We start from the raw sequence: 20,198 nt of genomic DNA, 5'->3' as shown, positions 1-20,198 counted from the left end.
TTCAAACCTGCAACCTTCTGAGCCGTAATCAGATGCGCTATTCAGTTGCGCCACGTGGCCTATTGCTTAATTGCGAGTGCAAATATAGGACGATATTCCGTAAATACAAACTCAGCAATCAAAAAATATCAATTAATTTTCATCTCTATTTTTTAACTTTCTTACTACTAATCCTTTAATGATCTAAAAAAAAGTAATTTTAACATCTCTTTTATTTGACCTTTTCTACTAAAACATTAGCTTCTTTCATTTCTCTGGTAATATTTATTTGAATCTATAAGAGAAAAACGCGTCAAAAGTGAGTCTATATCTAACACCACAGACAGTATTAGTGACAACAAAAACTTTAAAAATCTCCTTTAGAGGGAAAATAGTGCAAGAATAATATCGCTGTAATAACGAAAATCATCAAAACAAAATAGAATGGATTACCTGTAAAAAGACCACAGACCAAAAATAACACAGTTGCCACAACTCCTATAAATAAGAAGTCAAAACTCTTTTTATCGATTAAATCATCGTCCCATTCCTCTTCTTCTTCTCTCAACATTTCCTCTTGTTCCCGTTTATACTGAAGATATTCTTCCTTGGTATTAAAACGCTTAATAGAGAAAAACCTTCTAACGATAAAATAGGCTAGTATAGCTACTACTATAAATATTGTTAGTTCATACATAATCTTCTTCTTTTACACCCTATACTCTGACAAAAAACAACTAGATAAAAACCGATACAGCATTCTACTACTATCTTCTCTTTATATCGTCATTTCTTCTGTCATTAAAACTGAGTCAAAGAAACAACTTTTGTTTTATTCTCAAAACATTTAGTATTGAAAATTACGCATTTATATAACAATTAAGAAACTATTTATAAAAAAAAGAGAACATTTATAAATTATAAATGTCCTCTTTTTCAATATACATACAGGTTATTTTTACTTGCTTAATGTTTTTAATACCTCGTCATTATTCGTAGTATTTTTCACATTGTCAATGATAGATGTCATCGCCTCCACAGAGTTCATATCATCTATATATCTTCTAACCATAAGAGCACGCTTAAGCTCCCATTCGTTTAATAATAAATCGTCTCTACGTGTACTAGATGAAGTAATGTCTATCGCAGGGAAAATACGTTTATTTGCCAACTTACGATCTAACTGTAACTCCATATTACCAGTACCTTTAAATTCTTCGAAAATCACTTCATCCATTTTAGACCCCGTATCTACTAACGCTGTAGCGATGATACTAAGAGATCCACCATTTTCTATATTACGAGCCGCTCCGAAGAATCGTTTTGGTTTTTGTAATGCATTAGCATCTACCCCTCCACTTAATACCTTTCCAGATGCTGGCTGTACGGTATTATAAGCTCTTGCTAAACGCGTGATAGAGTCTAATAAGATTACTACATCATGACCACACTCTACTAATCTCTTTGCTTTCTCTAATACGATATTAGCTACCTTCACATGTCTCTCAGCTGGTTCGTCGAATGTAGAAGCAATTACCTCAGCATTCACACTACGCTGCATATCTGTCACCTCTTCAGGGCGCTCATCTATAAGTAACACGATTAAGTATGCCTCAGGGTGATTAGCTGCAATAGCATTCGCTACCTCTTTTAAAAGAACAGTTTTACCTGTCTTTGGTTGAGCTACGATCATACCACGTTGCCCTTTACCGATAGGAGCAAACATATCCATTAGACGAGTAGAAATAGTACTACTCTTCGCATCTAGATTAAACTTCTCATTCGGGAATAAAGGAGTCAAATGCTCAAAAGATACTCTATCTCGAACAGACTGAGGATCGTGACCATTAATTTTCAACACCTTTACTAATGGGAAGAACTTCTCTCCTTCTTTCGGAGGGCGCACCACTCCTTTTACAGTATCACCAGTTTTCAGACCGAATAATCTAATCTGTGACTGAGATAAATAAATATCGTCTGGAGAAGATAAATAGTTGTAATCCGCAGAACGCAAGAATCCATATCCATCAGGCATCATTTCTAATACCCCTTCACTCTCTATAATACCATCAAATTCATAATCAGGTTCTCTGAAATTATTCTTTTTGTTGTTATTATTTCTATTCTGTTGATTGTTATTTCTTTTTTGATTGTCGTTTTCAGACTGTTGAGGAGCAGTATTATCTACATTAGATATTTCCTCTTTCGCTACAGGCTCTCTATCTGTTGCTGCAACATTAGTTACTTCAGTAGAAGCATTATTCTTAGGTTGTGATTGTTGCTGACGAGATTTGAAATCACGTTTTTGCCCATCACGTCTATTATTATCAGGTTGTCTCTTTTTGAAATCCCTTCTATTTTCGTTTGTAGAACCTCCTTTTTCTTCAGCAGTTGATTCACTTACGTTTTCTTTCTTTTGTTCTTGTTTCGCAGGAGCTTCTTCATTTCTCTGGTGAGTTGTTTTGCGTTGTGTATTATCTGCTAATACACGAGAAGCCTGCTCCACTTTACTCTCTACCTTACCCTCATCCTCATTAGATTTACCTAGTCTCGGTCTTCTTGATTTCTCAGTAGTAGGAGTTGTATTTTGTTTAACTGTTTTATCTGTTTTTACATCATTGTTAGCCTTATCCACAGCTACTTTTTTAGCTACTGCAGGAGCCTTCTTTTCCTCTAAAGGAGCTTTATCCACAGGTTTAGCTTTTACAGGTGCTTTTTTCTCCTCTGCATTTGTCGCTTGTTGATGTTCTAATATCTGCCCTATAAGTTCGTCTTTTTTCAAAGAAGCCACCTTAGCAATTTTTGCTTTTTTAGCAATCTCCTGAAGATCTGCGACCTTCATTTTTTTTAGTTCGGAAATTTCAAACATATAAATGTTTATAGATTATAAAAATATTGAGTTGTGTAATTTTAAATAAGAATGGAAATTTAAAATAGAATTGCCGTATTATGAAGAACTTACGACAGTACTGATGCAATATTACGAATAAAATTTTATAAACAATAGGTTTTTATAAAAAAGAAACACTATTTTTGTACTTCATACATTTTTACAATTATGTTACAGAGAATACAGACTGTTTATTTGATTCTTGTCTTTATCATTATGGGAGTACTACCTTTTTTCATCCCATTATGGACAAATGGTGCGAATGAACCTATCTATTTCATGATGATACCTTCATCTACTATCCTATTCGGATTATCTACTGCTCTTACAGTAGTAGCTATTATGGGGTATAAAAATAGAAAGAGACAGTTTGTAATTAATAGATTGAATATAATATCAAACTTTATACTATTAGGATTATTTGTATATCGTGCGCTAACAGTATCTGGAGAAACTGCGGAAGCTATTTCTGAGAAAGGTATTGGGATGTTCCTCCCTATTATTTCTATCCTGTTCCTTGTCTTAGCGAACAGAGCCATTAAGAAGGATGAAGATCTCGTAAAATCTGTGGATCGTTTACGATAAACCTAACATCTTAGTTTATTAGTGCGTTAAAAAAGCCGAACCTATATGAGTTCGGCTTTTTTGTTTTTAGGCCATTCAATAATTTCCATATCCTTTATCGCTCCGTTATCTATCGCAAAACGCAACATCGTACGCACCTGATGAAAACCACTTATACCAGCTGCACCAGGATTTAGATGTAGTACCCCCATCATCTGATCATACTGTACCTTCAGTATATGTGAGTGCCCACAGATATAGATAGCAGGCTTCTCTTGCTTGATTCGCTCTCTTACATTAGCTCTATATTTCCCTGGATATCCACCTATATGGATCATATAGACCTTCATCCCTTCACACTCAAAGAATAACTCTTCAGAAAATTCTAGTCGAGCCTCTTTACCATCTATATTTCCCCATACACATCTAAGTGGTTTTAGCGCCTTTATGGTATCAGTCACTACTAAGTCTCCTATATCTCCTGCATGCCACACCTCATCTGCCTGTCTGACATACTTCAGGATAGACTCATCTATAGTGCCGTGTGTATCCGATAATAATAATATTTTTTTCACCTCTATCTATTTATAATAAGATAGCCTCTCTTAGTGAGAGGCTATACTATGATTACTCTGTATAAAACAAAATTAATTCTTCTATTGCATTCTGACAAACTGGACAGAACTCTGGATACTGATTCGTTTTCATTCTACAGTCTAACGTACCTTTATACACCTTGCGTCCTTCTAGTCCTTCATATACTCCTAGTGGGTATTTTTTACTGTCTTTTTCTAATGTAGGTACTGGAGTTCCCTTTTTAAGCATTTTTTTCCACTTGCTATCGAAGTCTACTAATGTAGTTATATTCTGCTCCCAAGGTTCTGTCTGATTAGAAATTAAATCACTCAACACATCATTAGGGTAAAAATACTCATCTGCTAATCCTGCAAAGCTATGCCCAAACTCATGTACTACCACAGACTTAAAGTCCTTATGTCCTGTAGTCGTCAATGTATAAGAATTATAGATTCCTCCTCCTCCATACACATCTGTATTCGCTAGAATGATAATGTGTTCATAAGGAATACCTGCTAGTACATCGTGTAACTTCTTAATTCTATTCGTAGTCAAATAACGCTCCGAATAAAAAGTATCAAAATTAGACTCTACAGCTGTCTTTTTCCAATCTCCTTGTCTTGGGACACTTACCCCTGAGTCTTTAGAAGCGCTCTGTACAGCAATAAAATTAAAATTATCAGCAAATTTATCGAAAGGCTTATGTGCTAATAATTGTTCTATAGACACCTTTACAGCATCCATAAATTTCCCCATTTCTTCTTCTTTAAATCCTTCTGCTACGAACACTACATTGATAGCCTTAGCATTGTCTTTCGCTTTATGTACATATTCATGTTTAGTCACATCCTTAGTTCCCTTAGTATGGATTAATATATCTTTAGGATCTACATGATGTACTAATTTATCTTTTTCTTTTCCATCAGCATCGAATAGGATTAGTTCTATACGCACCTTATCTTTCGGAAATGGTACTAAGAATACATTCTCAAAACTCTTTGTATTCTTCTGTGCCTCCTCTGTAGATAACCACTCTTGGAATAGTGTACTGAAGCTATTGGTATAGATTAATATATTTGTTTGCTCATCATATACACGCACTTGTCCATTTCCTTTTAAGGCATTCTCTCCTAAGTTATGCGTACGTCCAGCCCATGAAGGCAAAGAAATTAATTCATCTAATAAAATAAATTGTCTCTCGTTATTTCCTCCGAATACATAATCTAGACGCAATGTTTTGTCTTCAAAATATTGATTAAAATCCTGTGCCTGTACATAAGAGCCTATACACAAGCTCAGTAATACTAGTAGTTTTTTCATTATTAATATAGTTAGGTTAATTGGGTTAATTACTTGTCACAACAAGTCAAGTCGTAAAAATAAACATATTTCTAAACTATCTCTTGCTTTTAACGTTGTTTACTTCAGATCGATTTAATTGACCTCTCTTTAGAACTAATTTTTCTAATATGAGCAACGCAAACTTATCAGAACCCTCCCACTAATCCACCGTTCACACTAGAGTTATACATATTAAGTACATAATTATAACTGATCGGAAAAGGGATTTTTTTTGAGGTGGTCGCATAGTGGTCGGATAGTGATCGCATAGTGGTCGCATAAAAAAGGGCTAAAACTATGCGACCACTATGGCATCAAACCACGATCACTATTCTAGCAATACAGATATACTTATAAACAATATTAAAAAACAATACCTCCATTAATCCATCAAAAACAAAATATCCCTCTATGAATCAATACCTTATTTTTCTTTATCTTTAATCCAAAAAGCATGAAAACAAGACAAATTATTTGGTTTACACTTCTCTCTATTTTCTCTTTCATTCTAAAGCTCAAACAAACACTTTTTATGATGAGTATTATGAGAATAAAATAGAAGAATATACATTTAAAACAGAAAAAGATATTGATCGTTATTTTGATGAGCTTGTTGGTGATACTTATATGGCTGGCTATACTAAAACCTATACACGATTCACTAAATCCAAAAAAGACCTCCTTTATATACTGGCATATGGAGAACAAGACTGTTTCTTTTTATTTTACTATGACAAAAACGAAGAAAGTTATTCACTAGTTACAACTAGTTTCTTTAACTATTTTTACTTATCTCCTCGTTATCGTACAATAACTTACACAGAAACGAGCTGTTGTGGAGAAAGTCCTTTAAAAGGAAATGTAGTACTAGAATTAAATGAAAAAGGTGTTGAAATCAAAGAAAATTACGCAATCGTAAACCTTGATATTCCTGAATCAGATATTCAAAAAAACGAGTTAATCCATTCTACTTTATGGGGAGTTGTTCAGAACGAAGCATACAACCTACGCCTTTATCCCTCTGTAGAAAACAAGTACCCAGATAGCGATGAATTCTACAATTACTTTGCAGACAATCTACTAGGTAAACTAAAGAAAAATTCAAAAATAAAGATTATAGGAGAGCGATATAGTGAAGAACGCAAGTGGTATTATGTAGAAGTAGAATCTAAACAACTATCTACTAACTATGCCTCTCATGCTATCCATAATGAACTACAAAACATCAGAGGCTGGGTATCGTCTAATTTTATTACGACTCTATAACGATTTTTCATTCTCTCCATATTCCTAATTTTATAATAACATCAACTACCTAGTCCCGATTTTAAAGTATATTTGCGTTTTACAAAACAAAGAGAATTACATTGAGATACTTTTTAGAATTCGCATATAACGGAACACATTATCACGGATGGCAATTACAACCTGATGCTATATCAGTACAGGAAGTACTGACTAAAGCTATCTCTACTCTACTACGCACCCCTATAGAGCTAGTGGGAGCAGGTAGGACAGATGCTGGAGTACATGCTAAACAGATGTATGCACACTTTGATCACGAGTTACCTTTTGACAAAGATTCTTTAGTACAACGAATGAATTCTTTTTTACCTGAAGACATTGTTATTTATAATATACATACCGTAGCAGATGATGCCCACGCACGCTTCGATGCGACAGCACGTACCTACGAGTATCACATTCATCAATATAAAGATGCGTTTTGTAACGCGGGTAGCTACTACCACTTTAGACCGCTGAATGTAGAATTAATGAATCAAGCTGCTCAAATCTTATTTGAGTATGAAGACTTCGAATGTTTCTCTAAGACACATACAGATGTATTCACCTTCAATTGTACTATTTATAAAGCACATTGGGATATTCTACCTGATAACAGACTAGTATTTACCATCTCTGCTAATCGCTTCCTGCGCAATATGGTCAGAGCGATAGTGGGTACTTTAGTCAATGTAGGGCATGAAAAAATAACACTAGATGACTTCAGAACGATAATAGAAAGTAAAGACAGAGGCAAAGCTGGCTTTTCTGTACCTGGAAAAGGTCTTTATTTAACTCAAGTTAGTTACCCTTATTTATGAAAAAGCTAAAATCATTATCTCTACAGAAATTATTACAATATACTAAGCCGTATCAAAAACGATTTAATTGGGTAGTTGTATTTGCGATTTCCCTTTCTATATTCGCTGCTATACGACCGTATATGCTAAAGATAACTGTAGATGAATACGTACAGAAACAAGATCAATCTGGGTTGCTACTCTATATCCTACTAATGGGATTAGTACTCGTACTAGAAGTATCTTCACAATTCTTCTTTACCTATTGGGCGAACTGGTTAGGACAGGATATCGTAAAAGACATTCGAGAGAAACTATTTGATAAAATTATCAACTTCAGAATGCGTTATTTCGATAACGAACCCGTAGGAAAATTAGTGACACGTGCAGTATCTGATATAGAATCTATCGCTAGTATCTTCAGTCAAGGACTCTTTATGATCGTCAGTGACTTACTAAAGATGTTCGTGGTACTGTGTATTATGTTCTATATGAACTGGAAATTGAGCTGTATCGTATTGATAGCTATGCCTATTCTATTATATGCTACTCGAGAGTTCCAACGACACATGAAAACTGCATTCCAAGAAGTACGTACACAGATATCTAATCTAAATACATTCGTACAAGAGCGATTAACGGGAATGAAGATCGTACAACTCTTTACGAGAGAAGAAATAGAATACGAAAAATTCAAAGAGATTAACCATAAACACAATGTGGCTTGGCTAAAGAATATTCTGTATAACTCTATCTTCTTTCCGATAGCGGATATCGTATCTTCTCTTACACTTGGTTTTGTGATTTGGTATGGAGGGATGTCTATTGTACAAGGAGACAACCTTACTTCTTTCGGAGATTTATTCGCCTATACGATGTTGATCACGATGTTATTTAATCCATTGAGACAGATAGCTGATAAGTTCAATGTCATGCAAATGGGGATTATCGCGGCAGAGCGCGTATTCGAAGTATTAGAAACAGAAGAACAGATAGACGATAGCGGTACAGTCACTGCTCCACAGTTCAATGGTAAAATAGAACTAAAAGATGTTCGCTTTAGTTATATCGAAGGAACAGAGGTACTGAAAGGGATTAACCTAGATATAGCACCAGGTAGCACCATTGCGATTGTAGGAAGTTCTGGTGCAGGTAAGTCTACTATCATCAATCTATTAAATAGATTCTATGATATAGACAGTGGTACAATCTGTATCGATGGTGTTAATATCAATGATTATAGACTAGCTACACTGCGCAAAGAAGTAGCTGTGGTACTTCAGGATGTATTCTTATTTAGTGACACGATATACAACAATATCACGCTACACGATGAGAGCATCACAAGAGAGACTGTCATCGAAGCTGCTAAGAAAATAGGGATACACGACTTCATCTTACAACTCCCAGGTGGATATGATTATAATGTGAAGGAACGCGGTGTCATGCTATCATCTGGACAACGTCAGTTGATCGCTTTCTTACGTGCGTATGTTAGTAATCCTAGTATTCTGATACTAGATGAGGCTACCTCTTCTATCGATACACATTCAGAAGAATTACTACAGAAAGCGACTGACTATCTGACTAAAGATAGAACGTCTATCATTATAGCACACCGATTAGCAACGATAGTAAACGCTGATCAAATCATCGTAATGGATAAAGGTAAAATAGTAGAAAAAGGAACTCATAAAGACCTATTAGAAATCCAAAACGGATACTATAAAAATCTACATGAGTCACAGTTTAACAAACAAATATAGCTCAATATACAGAAGCGATAGATATGAATCTATCGCTTTTTTATTGTTCATTATAAAGATGGTTTCTCTACCTAAAATGAATTAGACGAAAACTTCCGAAGAGTAGAAATACTTTTGTTCTAAAATTTCAATATTTTTTAGTACGCTATTCTCTCCTAGTTTTTTAAAAGATTATCAACAATATTGCCTTTTTGATAATAATTGTCACGTCTTAATAGCCAAATAAGCCACACTCCTTGCAATTACCTTAGTTACAGCCTATCAACTTTTCGTATTGAAAGTTTCAATAACAGAAATAAATGATTATTTTCGTAGCATAAAATATAGAAATATATAGATATATGAAATTCGATATTATTGTTTTAGGAAGTGGCCCTGGAGGTTACGTTACTGCGATTAGAGCTTCTCAGTTAGGTTTTAAAGTTGCAGTTGTTGAAAAAGAAAATTTAGGAGGTATCTGCTTAAACTGGGGATGTATCCCAACGAAAGCTCTTCTTAAATCGGCACAGGTGTTTGAGTACCTTAAACACGCTTCTGACTACGGATTGACTATCAATGGTGATGTAGATAAAGATTTCAATGCTGTTATCGCACGTTCTCGTAACGTAGCTGAAGGAATGAGCAAAGGAGTTCAATTCTTAATGAAAAAGAATAAGATCGAAGTTATCGACGGATTCGGAAAAGTAAAACCAGGTAAGAAAGTAGACGTTACTGACAAAGATGGAAAAGTAACTGAACTATCTGCTGACCATATTATCATCGCTACAGGTGCTCGTTCTAGAGAGTTACCTAACTTACCTCAAGATGGTAAAAAAGTAATCGGATACAGACAAGCATTAACATTACCTCAACAACCTAAGAAAATGATTGTTGTTGGTTCTGGAGCTATTGGAGTTGAGTTCGCTTACTTCTATAAATCAATGGGTACTGATGTAACTATTGTTGAGTTTATGCCAAATATCGTTCCTGTAGAGGATGAAGATATCTCAAAACAATTTGAGCGTTCTTTAAAGAAAAATGGTATCAACATTATGACTAACTCTTCTGTAGAGCGTATCGACACTACAGGTGAAGGAGTAAAAGCATATGTAAAAACAGCTAAAGGTGAAGAGGTATTAGAAGCTGATATCTTATTATCTGCTGTAGGTATCAAAACGAATATCGAGAACATCGGATTAGAAGAAGTAGGTATCGCTACAGATAGAGATAAAATCTTAGTAAACGATTTCTACCAAACTAACGTACCTGGATACTATGCTATCGGTGACGTAGTACCTGGACAAGCGTTAGCTCACGTGGCTTCTGCTGAAGGTATCTTATGTGTTGAGAAAATCGCTGGACACCATGTAGAGCCATTAGATTACGGAAATATCCCAGGATGTACTTATGCTACTCCAGAGATCGCTTCTGTAGGTATGACTGAGGCTAAAGCGAAAGAGGCTGGTTATGAACTTAAAGTAGGTAAATTCCCATTCTCTGCATCTGGAAAAGCAAAAGCTGCTGGTACTCCTGATGGATTCGTTAAAGTTATCTTCGATGCTAAATACGGTGAGTGGTTAGGATGCCACATGATCGGAGCTGGTGTTACAGATATGATCGCTGAGGCTGTAGTTGCTCGTAAATTAGAAACTACTGGATACGAAATCCTTAAAGCTGTTCACCCACACCCTACTATGAGTGAGGCTGTGATGGAAGCTGTAGCTGATGCTTACGGTGAAGTAATCCACTTATAAGAATTAGATTATTCAATATATAGAAACGGGCTGCCTTAAGGTAGCCCGTTTTTTATTTATCTATTCTAGAAACAGTGTTCTAACCATGAAATAAAAAAGCGAGTCCTTCTTTCGAAAGACTCGCTTATTCATTTTATAGTAAATTCTTATGATAGAATATCTACTCCTAAATAATTAGCTGGTGTGATTGCTTTAAGTTCAGTTTTAATCGCATCAGATACATTTAATGTCTCGATGAAATTATGCATTGATTCTTTATTAATCACTGTATTCGTTCTAGTCAAATCTTTTAATGCTTCATACGGATTAGGGTATCCTTCTCTTCTTAGGATAGTCTGAATAGCTTCTGCTACTACAGCCCAGTTATTCTCTAAGTCTTGAGCAAACTTATCTGCATTCAGCAATAACTTATTCAATCCTTTTAATGTAGACTCAAATGCAATAAGCGTATGTCCAAAAGGCACTCCTATATTACGCAACACTGTACTGTCTGTCAAGTCACGTTGAAGACGTGATATCGGTAACTTAGCCGCTAAATGTTCAAAAATAGCATTAGCGATACCTAAGTTTCCTTCTGAGTTTTCAAAGTCAATAGGATTTACTTTATGAGGCATAGCTGAAGAACCTATCTCTCCTGCCTTAATCTTCTGTTTAAAGTAATCCATCGATACATACGTCCAGATATCTCTATCTAAGTCTATCAGTATCGTGTTTATACGTTTTAATCCATCGAAGAATGCTGCGAAGTGATCATAGTGCTCTATCTGTGTAGTCGGGAAAGAATGCTTAAGCCCTAAAGTCAATTCTACGAAGTCAGTTCCAAACTGTTTCCAATCTTGTTTTGGGTAAGCTACATGGTGGGCATTAAAGTTACCTGTAGCACCACCGAATTTAGCAGCAAAAGGTACTTGCTCTAATAATGCTAACTGCTGTTCTAAACGCTCCACAAATACGTAAATCTCTTTACCTAGACGTGTAGGAGAAGCAGGCTGACCATGTGTACGTGCTAACATAGGTACATCCTTCCACTCTATGCTCAACTCTTTTAATCTATTGATAACAGTTAGTAAAGATGGTTTATACACATCCTCATACGCTTCTTTAGTCAATAAAGGTATAGAGGTGTTATTAATATCCTGAGAAGTTAGTCCAAAGTGAATAAACTCTTTATACTCTTCTAACTTTAAAATGTCAAATGCGCTTTTCAGAAAGTACTCTACTGCCTTCACATCGTGATTCGTCGTTTTCTCCATCTCCTTGATCCACAAAGCATCTTCTGTGGTAAACTCTTGATACAGTTTACGCAATTCAGGAAAGATAGAACTTGGGACATTGGCTAATTGAGGGACATTGTGCTCACATAGAGAAATAAAGTACTCTACTTCTACTAATACTCTGTACTTGATTAATGCTTCTTCTGAGAAATAATTAGCTAGTGCATTGGTCTTACCTCTATAACGCCCATCGATAGGCGAAATAGCATTTAATTCTGTTAGCATATTTTAGATTGTGTTGTTAAGACACAAAGATAAAGCATTCGATACAGAATCAAAGTATCTTAAATAAAAAAGATAGTTGATAGTAGGTTTGTTTTTTTGTGATGGTGTTTTTTTGTGATGGTGTTTTTTTTGTTGTTTGCCTACGGCATAGGGTAATGGGAATTAGAGATATGGTTAATTGACAGTTCACAATTTCACAACTTCACGGTTTCACAACTTCACGGTTTCACAACTTCACGATTTCACAACTTCACGATTTCACAAAAGACAACTTCATAGAAACAAAAAAAGATAGCTCATTAGAACTATCTTTTTCTTTATATATTCAGCTATAAGTTTTCAGAAATCAGTGTTTTAAGCACAATCTTAATTCTTGATTAAAATTACTTGCTCCACTCTCTGATAGCGTCTTTATTAATCTTGATATAATCAAGGTTATTCGCTTTCTCTGCTAACTCTAATGCCCATTTGGCAGTTTCTACAGCAGCTATTTTATCACCTCCTTTAGCTTGGATCTGTGATTTTAAGCGTACAAAGTAGTAAGGTATTTTCTCTCCTGATTTCTCAATAGCCTTATTTACCCAATCTAGAGCTTTTACAAGGTCTTTGTTTGTTAGGTAATAATATTCTGCTGCTCCGTAATAATCAACGATTGTAGGTCCATCAAATGTCTCCTCAATACTCTGCATTGCCAGTTGATCTGTTGGTACTTTAAAACGAACAGGCACAACTGTCTTCTCCCACATAATCTCTAAGTCCGCGTAGTCTATGTTCACATTATTCACTGCTACAGTTAATGTCTCGAATTTGCGATCAGAACCAATAGGTTTAACCTTAGTCGATAAAGCTACTTTACTCTCATCCCATTTCTCTGGTAATCCCCAGTTATTCGTATCTGCATAGAATATTACTTCCCATTCTTCTACTTTAGGAATAGTAAATAATGCATACGATCCTTTCTTTAATTTCTTACCGCCTATCTCTACATCATTACCAAAAGTAACTACCGTATTCATATTCGCCCCTGTTCTCCACATTCTTCCATAAGGAACTAAATCACCAAATACTAAACGCCCTCTCATATTCGGTCTTGAGTAGTCAATCTTGATATCCGTAAGCCCTACTACTTGATGTGATTCTGCTTTTGTACTTGTAGGTGGAGTGTGAACTTGTGCTTGTGTACACAGTGCAAACAATGCAAATGATAATGCAACTAAACTTCTTTTCATTTTTCTTAGCTTATTTTATACGCTCTAATTAATCATCTAATATTCTGAAGAATACATTCTCTATTAGTGATTAACAAAAGGTACTTAAATTAAATATTGTGTTTTGTTTCCTTATTTCAGAAGGTTATCAAATGTATTAACTTTCTTCTTAAAATTAAATCAAAACACCTTTGTTTTTTTATACCACTACCATAAAAAAAGCCACGTGAACTCACGTGGCTTCTTTAACTATAATTATAAAAACTTATTTCACTTTATTAATTCCGCTTTCTAACCAAGCTTTATACTCAGGTGCGTCTGGCATATAACCAACAGCTTCATTTAAGCGATTACCTTCTTTATCTAATACGATATAGTAAGGCTGTGCATTCGCTTGGTAATGTTTCATTTGGAAATCACTCCATTTATTACCAATTGTTTTTATTTTCTTACCTGTAGTTTCAGAAATATATTGTTCGTTCTCAGGTAACTTCGTCGGATCATCAACATAAAGTGATATTAAAACTATTTCACCTTTTAAAATTGATAACACATTAGGTTCAGACCATACAGAGTCTTCCATTTTACGGCAGTTCACACATGCAAATCCTGTGAAGTCAAGTAAGACTGGTTTGTTTACAGACTTAGCATAAGCCATACCTTTCTCATAATCTGTAAAGGCAATAATATCATGTGCTCCTAGTTTAGCTCCGTCTGGAATAGCAGTAGCTACTCCTCCCGCATTACCACCTTTTCCTCCAACACCATAAGGACTTTCTGAATACGTCATCGGTGGAGGGAAACCTGAGATAATCTTAAGTGGTGCTCCCCATAGTCCTGGTATCATATAAATCGTAAATACAGATACTAATAAAGCCATAAATAATCTTCCTACTGATATACTATCTGCGGGGCTATCATGAGGTAACCTGATCTTTCCTAATAAATATAATGCCCATGCTCCAAAGATAGCAATCCAGATCGCTAAGAAAACTTCTCTTTCTAACCAATGTGCTTGTAATACAAGGTCTGCATTAGACAAGAATTTAAATGCTAAAGCTAACTCTAAGAATCCTAAAGATACTTTCACAGTATTTAACCATCCTCCTGAACGTGGCATAGAGTTTAACCATCCTGGGAACATAGCGAATAACATAAATGGTAATGCTAATGCTAGAGAGAACCCTAACATTCCTACGATAGGTGCTATACCTCCTTTAGATGCTGCTTCTACTAATAGTGTTCCTACGATAGGCCCTGTACATGAGAATGATACTATAGCAAGTGCTAATGCCATAAATAAGATCCCTATGATACCTCCTCTGTCTGCTTGAGAATCTACTTTATTAGCCCATGAGTTAGGTAACATAATCTCGAACGCTCCTAAGAACGATGTAGCGAATATCACTAACAATAAAAAGAAGATAATATTAAAATACACATTCGTAGAAAGTGCGTTTAATGAATCTGCTCCAAATATTGCAGTCACTATCGTTCCTAATACTACATAGATAAGGATGATAGATAATCCATAGATAATTGCATTCTTAATTCCCTTCGCTCTAGTCTTAGACTGTTTAGTAAAGAAACTCACTGTCATTGGAATCATTGGGAATACACATGGTGTAAGTAATGCTGCAAATCCTGATAAGAAGGCTAAGAAGAAAATAGTAAACAAACCTTTTTTCTCTTCTTTAGTATTCCCCGTTGTAGCTACTGTTGTATCCGTTGTATCACTATCCTTTTTAGTATCTACAGCAGTAGTTGCTAAATCTTCGAAGTTCTTTACTTCCTTGGTTTCAAGTGTCTTTAAATCATAAACAAATAAGTTACTCTGGCTAATACACATTTCATCACATACCTGATAAGCTAATTCTACTTGGATAGTTTCCACAGTAGGATTGGTTATCTTAATGTCTTGAACTAGTTTAGCAGAGTCTACGAAGTAGATTTCATCCACACCAAAGACATCATTAAATGAAGTCTTTGTTTCACTCTCCTTTGCCTTACCCTCTAAAGTATAATTTCCCTCTTGATTATTATAAATAAACTCTAAAGGCAGCGAACCTCCTTCTGGGTTATATTGGGAGTATAAATGCCAGTTCTTTTCTATTACAGCATCCCAAGTAATGGTATATTCTGTATCAGACTTTTTCTCAATTTTAGATTGCCATTTAGCAGGATTAGTAATCTGAGCCTGCACTGATATAAATGACAATAAAAAAAGTAGCAAATAAGCTAATTTTCTCATAGATTAATTTGAATTTTAATAATGTTTGTTGTTGTATCTTTTATCTTAAATCGTTCATCCATTCGACTACCGATAACCCATACAATCTTATTTTCTGAACATAAAAGCCAAGTATTCTCTTTATCAAATAGACTAAACTTCTCGTCTTTAAAAAACTTACTCATTTTCTTTGTTCCCTTCATCCCAAATGGGATAAATCTATCGCCACTTCGATATTTACGTATAGTCAATGGAAAAGTCAATAAATCTCCATCTACATAAATGGTCGAAGCATCACTTGTTAACTGTTTTTCTTCATAAGGTGTTATACTAATCGTTAGTGGTTGGGTTAATGTTTGTTTGTTCTCTAATAAATATATTTGTTCTTTATTCTCTTTTTCTTGTGGAAGAGGTTTTATTATAAACTCTCCTCTATTCTTCAACAGTACATGAGTAGGCGAATAAATCATCTTACCTGATGCTCCATTAATTAAATCTTCGATATCAGACCAAGCCGTAAATCCTAAAGGAGATAACCACTTATACAAATATGCTTTAGGTGAAGAAAGACTTTTTAACTGCTCTAAGTTAATACTTATCTCCTCACCGTCATGTTCTGTAACTACCTGACTGTAATAATATTTACTAGCATCTTCACTCAAATCTACTGACTGCTGCAAATACTCCATTGTCTGTAAAAAAGACTGACAAAAATGTTCATTCGTCTCTTTTAGAAGTGGCAATATATTCCTACGAATTTTATTACGCAAATATTTTGTCTGACTATTTGTTATATCTTCTCTCCAAGTAATCTGATTCTCTTCTGCATAATGAGCGATATCCTCTCTAGTAAATGGCAATATTGGTCTTCTGATGTAGCCATTTCTAGCTGGTATTCCTAATAACCCTTCTATACCCGTACCTCTAGATAAATTAATCAAGAAAGTCTCCATAGAATCATCTAAGTGATGAGCAGTTAATAGATAGGTCTTCTTCTGTTGTGTAGCTAGTTCTCTAAACCAATCATATCGCAATTCTCTAGCTGCAATCTGTATAGACACCTTGTGCTCTGTGGCATATTGTACTGTATCAAACTCTGCAACAAAAACTGGAATGCTTAACTCCTCTCCTAATTGTTCTACAAACTCTTGGTCACCATTACTATCTTCTCCTCTTAAATGGAAGTTACAATGTGCTATCGTTATGTCTAGTCCTAACTTATGACATAAATGCACTAAAACGATACTATCTATCCCTCCACTTACTGCAAGTAATAATGGCTCTTCTAATAACTCTCTGAAGTTATTCTCTATATGTAATTTAAACTGATTAAACATCTTCTAGTAAAGTCAACAAAGTAACTAAAATAATTTAATTACTTTCTCCTTATTTATGTTTTTTTAACCTAGATTAAGACTTTTTCCTTCTTTTTTAAATGATATTTTATAGCAAATAAAATAAAGCAAATAAAAAAAGCCTCATCTAACAATGAGGCTTTGATATCTTAAATTAACTATAATCCATCTACTTTATTTCCAAAATTAGAAGCTTGTGCGTATGTTCTCCATTTTTCAATACATTCTACCATATCTGTAGGTATCTCAGAGTCAAACCTCATTCTTTCTTTAGTTATAGGATGTGTAAATCCTAGTGTTTTAGCATGTAGAGCTTGTCTAGGTAAAACAGCAAAACAATTATCTACAAACTGTTTATATTTGGTAAATGTCGTTCCCTTAAGAATTAAGTTACCTCCATAACGTTCATCGTTAAACAGCGTATGTCCAATATGTTTCATGTGAACACGTATCTGATGCGTACGACCTGTCTCTAGACGACAAGATACTAAAGTAACATATCCTAAGCGCTCAAGTACTTTATAATGCGTCACAGCCCATTTCCCCATACTCTCATCATCAAAGGCAGCCATCTGCATTCTATCTTTGACGTGACGGCCGATATAGCTCTCTATCGTACCTTCATCTTCTTCTACATTCCCCCATACCATAGCGACATACTCACGCTCAGATGTCTTTTCTGCAAATTGCTTTTGCAGTTCGGTCATTGCCCATTCTGTCTTTGCTACTACTAACAGACCACTAGTATCTTTATCAATACGGTGGACTAATCCTGGTCTTTCACTACTATTTAGGGGTAAATTCTCAAAGTGATATGCTAAAGCATTTACTAGAGTTCCTGTATAGTTACCATGTCCTGGGTGTACTACTAGTCCTGCTGGTTTATTCACTACTAATAATGAATCATCTTCATATACTATATCAAGAGGAATATTCTCTGGTATAATGATATTTTCGAATGGTGGTTGTTTCATCAACACACGCACCACATCATTAGCTTTTACTTTGTGATTTGATTTTACAGGTATATCATTCACGAATATATTTCCATTAGTAGCTGCTTGTTGTATTTTATTACGTGTAGCATTCTCTACTAAGTTCATTAAAAACTTATCCACTCTTAAAGGAGCTTGTCCTTTCCCTGCTTCAAATCTATAATGCTCAAATAACTCACCTTCTAAGTCATCGAACATTTCTACATTATCTTCTTGCATTAATCTTATTTAAATCTTTTAAAAATCAAATTCACTAGAATTACTAGAATTGCCATTCGCATCTTCGATAGCTGGCGCTACGTCAAGCTCTTCTTCTGAGTAACCCGCTCTACCATCTCCTAAAACAAAGTCAATTCTAGAGTCTTTTGCTATTTTATCCCCTTCATTTAAGACTTTACCTTTTTGATAAACTTTAAGCACAACATCCTTTCCAATGAAAGTCTGGTATGTAATAGTTCCTTCTTTTAAACCTAATGACTTAATAGTCGCTAAGGCCTGACGGTAAGTTAATTCTTCAAGCTTTGGCAATTTTACATTACCATAACCCGATGCATTAATCTTCACATATATCTTTCTATTCGTTTTTACACCCGTCTTCGGAGCAGGGTCTTGCTCCACAATACTTAACGGAGGAAAGTCTTTATCATAATCAAGTGTATCTAATACAACCATGTTCAACTCATTCTTCTGCAACAGTTGTAACGCTTGATCAGTATCTAACTTAATTAAACTTGGTACTTCTATCTTTTCTCCATGATTAGTCGTATGTGCCAACCACTTAAGCGCTAAGAACACACCTAGTATAACGATTACGACTGCACTCGCTAAGGAAATAAAAAAGGCTCTACTTTTTAGAAAATCCATTAATTTCATATCTACTTATTTTGAGCAAAGATATAAAATCGAAAACATTTTTTGTTTCTATGTTTTATTATAAATTTGTTTTGAACAAATACAAACTAGTAATTCATACTAATGTATTAAAATTTAGCTCTATATGAAGCACGTAGCAGTAATTATGGGGGGATATTCTAGTGAATACAAAATCTCATTGACAAGTGGTAAAGTAGTATGTGAAACACTAGACCGCTCTAAATATATTCCTTACCCTATACATATTTTTGAAAACAAATGGGTATATGTAGATGATAACAATGATGAATTCCCTATTGATAAAAATGACTTTTCAGTAAACTATAAAGGAAATAAAATCACTTTTGACGTTGTATTTAATGCTATACACGGTACTCCTGGAGAAGATGGTTTAATGCAAGCTTACTTTTCTCTTATCGGAATGCCTCATACCTCATGTGACTATTACCAAGCTGCTTTAACGATGAATAAAAGAGATATGCTTTCTGTCTTAAAACCTTTTGGTATTAAAACAGCAATCTCTTATTATCTAAATGAAGGAGATGTTATCAATACTGAAGAAATTATTCAACGTGTTGGATTGCCTTGTTTTGTGAAACCAAATAGATCTGGTTCTAGCTTTGGTATATCTAAAGCAAAAACTACAGAAGAATTACTTACTGCCATAGACGTAGCTTATAAAGAAGATAACGAGATTATAATCGAAAGTTTTTTAAATGGTACTGAGGTATCTGTTGGGGTTATTGACTATCAAGGAGAGATAAAAGTACTACCTATGACAGAGATAGTTTCTGAAAACGATTTCTTTGACTACGAAGCAAAATACTTAGGTAAATCTCAAGAGATAACTCCTGCTAGAATAGATGATAAAGTTAAAGATAAAGTAGCAGATATAGCTAGTAGAGTCTATACAATTTTAAATATGCAAGGCTTCTCTCGCAGTGAATTCATCATAGTGGATGGAGTTCCATTTTTATTAGAAATGAATACTGTACCAGGTTTAACGAACGAAAGTATTCTACCACAACAAGCAAAAGCGGCTAATATTGCCCTAGCTGACTTGTTTGACAATGCAATTGTTTTAGCTTTGCAGAAAGCAAATTAA

Annotated in this window: 16 protein-coding genes; 6 read left to right on the top strand and 10 right to left on the bottom strand. The window is 34.8% G+C overall.

The window, feature by feature from the left end; all coding sequences use genetic code 11:
• Nucleotides 1-346: 346 nt before the first annotated feature.
• Together AABL87_RS14345 and rho are read right to left on the bottom strand one after the other, a co-directional pair.
• The gene (locus AABL87_RS14345; RefSeq protein ID WP_006266424.1) at nt 347-676 is read right to left on the bottom strand and encodes a hypothetical protein; all 330 of its coding nucleotides are present in this window, start codon (nt 674-676) and stop codon (nt 347-349) included.
• Between the two features lie 261 nt (nt 677-937).
• Nucleotides 938-2,848, bottom strand: coding sequence for a transcription termination factor Rho (gene rho / locus AABL87_RS14340; protein WP_006262930.1), 1,911 nt, complete (start codon nt 2,846-2,848; stop codon nt 938-940).
• A 189-nt stretch (nt 2,849-3,037) separates the two neighbouring features.
• Between rho and AABL87_RS14335 the strand changes: the two genes are divergently transcribed.
• Entirely contained in the window at nt 3,038-3,454 is a 417-nt protein-coding gene (locus tag AABL87_RS14335) for a DUF4293 domain-containing protein (RefSeq protein ID WP_341277528.1), read from the top strand.
• A 41-nt stretch (nt 3,455-3,495) separates the two neighbouring features.
• Here the strand turns inward: AABL87_RS14335 and AABL87_RS14330 are convergent, their stop codons facing one another.
• A complete protein-coding gene (locus AABL87_RS14330; protein WP_041889321.1) occupies nt 3,496-4,008 on the bottom strand; it encodes a metallophosphoesterase family protein in 513 nt (170 codons plus the stop codon).
• Between the two features lie 52 nt (nt 4,009-4,060).
• Nucleotides 4,061-5,329 (bottom strand): M64 family metallopeptidase, encoded by a 1,269-nt coding sequence (locus AABL87_RS14325; RefSeq protein ID WP_341277527.1) that lies wholly within the window; start codon nt 5,327-5,329, stop codon nt 4,061-4,063.
• 495 nt (nt 5,330-5,824) lie between these two features.
• Between AABL87_RS14325 and AABL87_RS14320 the strand changes: the two genes are divergently transcribed.
• The 4 genes from AABL87_RS14320 to lpdA all read left to right on the top strand — a co-directional run bounded on the left by AABL87_RS14320 (nt 5,825) and on the right by lpdA (nt 10,933).
• Nucleotides 5,825-6,616, top strand: coding sequence for a hypothetical protein (locus tag AABL87_RS14320; protein WP_341277526.1), 792 nt, complete (start codon nt 5,825-5,827; stop codon nt 6,614-6,616).
• Nucleotides 6,617-6,717: 101 nt separating this feature from the next.
• Nucleotides 6,718-7,455 carry a tRNA pseudouridine(38-40) synthase TruA gene (gene truA / locus AABL87_RS14315; RefSeq protein WP_006260628.1) on the top strand — a complete coding sequence of 246 codons (738 nt, stop codon included), beginning with the start codon at nt 6,718-6,720 and terminating at the stop codon, nt 7,453-7,455.
• Entirely contained in the window at nt 7,452-9,200 is a 1,749-nt protein-coding gene (locus AABL87_RS14310) for an ABC transporter ATP-binding protein (protein WP_006266422.1), read from the top strand. Before truA ends, AABL87_RS14310 begins: the two co-directional genes overlap by 4 nt.
• A gap of 341 nt (nt 9,201-9,541) precedes the next feature.
• The gene (gene lpdA / locus AABL87_RS14305) at nt 9,542-10,933 is read left to right on the top strand and encodes a dihydrolipoyl dehydrogenase (protein WP_006257123.1); all 1,392 of its coding nucleotides are present in this window, start codon (nt 9,542-9,544) and stop codon (nt 10,931-10,933) included.
• A gap of 146 nt (nt 10,934-11,079) precedes the next feature.
• Here lpdA and purB read toward each other — a convergent pair whose 3' ends face one another.
• The 6 genes from purB to AABL87_RS14275 all read right to left on the bottom strand — a co-directional run bounded on the left by purB (nt 11,080) and on the right by AABL87_RS14275 (nt 19,093).
• Nucleotides 11,080-12,432, bottom strand: coding sequence for an adenylosuccinate lyase (gene purB / locus AABL87_RS14300; protein WP_006257124.1), 1,353 nt, complete (start codon nt 12,430-12,432; stop codon nt 11,080-11,082).
• 383 nt (nt 12,433-12,815) lie between these two features.
• On the bottom strand, nt 12,816-13,661 hold the full coding sequence (locus AABL87_RS14295; protein ID WP_006257125.1) for a DUF2911 domain-containing protein: 846 nt from the start codon (nt 13,659-13,661) through the stop codon (nt 12,816-12,818).
• 244 nt (nt 13,662-13,905) lie between these two features.
• Complete coding sequence (locus AABL87_RS14290; RefSeq protein WP_006257126.1) at nt 13,906-15,891, bottom strand: protein-disulfide reductase DsbD family protein; 1,986 nt, start codon at nt 15,889-15,891, stop codon at nt 13,906-13,908.
• On the bottom strand, nt 15,888-17,207 hold the full coding sequence (gene tilS, locus AABL87_RS14285; RefSeq protein WP_341277525.1) for a tRNA lysidine(34) synthetase TilS: 1,320 nt from the start codon (nt 17,205-17,207) through the stop codon (nt 15,888-15,890). Before tilS ends, AABL87_RS14290 begins: the two co-directional genes overlap by 4 nt.
• Before the next feature lie 176 nt (nt 17,208-17,383).
• Nucleotides 17,384-18,439 carry an RluA family pseudouridine synthase gene (locus AABL87_RS14280; RefSeq protein ID WP_006257128.1) on the bottom strand — a complete coding sequence of 352 codons (1,056 nt, stop codon included), beginning with the start codon at nt 18,437-18,439 and terminating at the stop codon, nt 17,384-17,386.
• 18 nt (nt 18,440-18,457) lie between these two features.
• Nucleotides 18,458-19,093, bottom strand: a complete 636-nt coding sequence (locus AABL87_RS14275; protein WP_006257129.1) for a PASTA domain-containing protein — start codon at nt 19,091-19,093, stop codon at nt 18,458-18,460.
• Between the two features lie 124 nt (nt 19,094-19,217).
• Between AABL87_RS14275 and AABL87_RS14270 the strand changes: the two genes are divergently transcribed.
• Nucleotides 19,218-20,198: a D-alanine--D-alanine ligase gene (locus AABL87_RS14270; RefSeq protein ID WP_006266420.1), complete on the top strand. Its 981-nt coding sequence runs from the start codon at nt 19,218-19,220 to the stop codon at nt 20,196-20,198.

This window comes from Myroides sp. C4067, from assembly GCF_038039665.1.
Classification (GTDB): Bacteria; Bacteroidota; Bacteroidia; order Flavobacteriales; family Flavobacteriaceae; genus Flavobacterium; species Flavobacterium odoratimimum.
The sequence above is the reverse complement of the archived record's forward strand: the minus strand, read 5'-3'. Positions and strand labels throughout refer to the sequence as shown.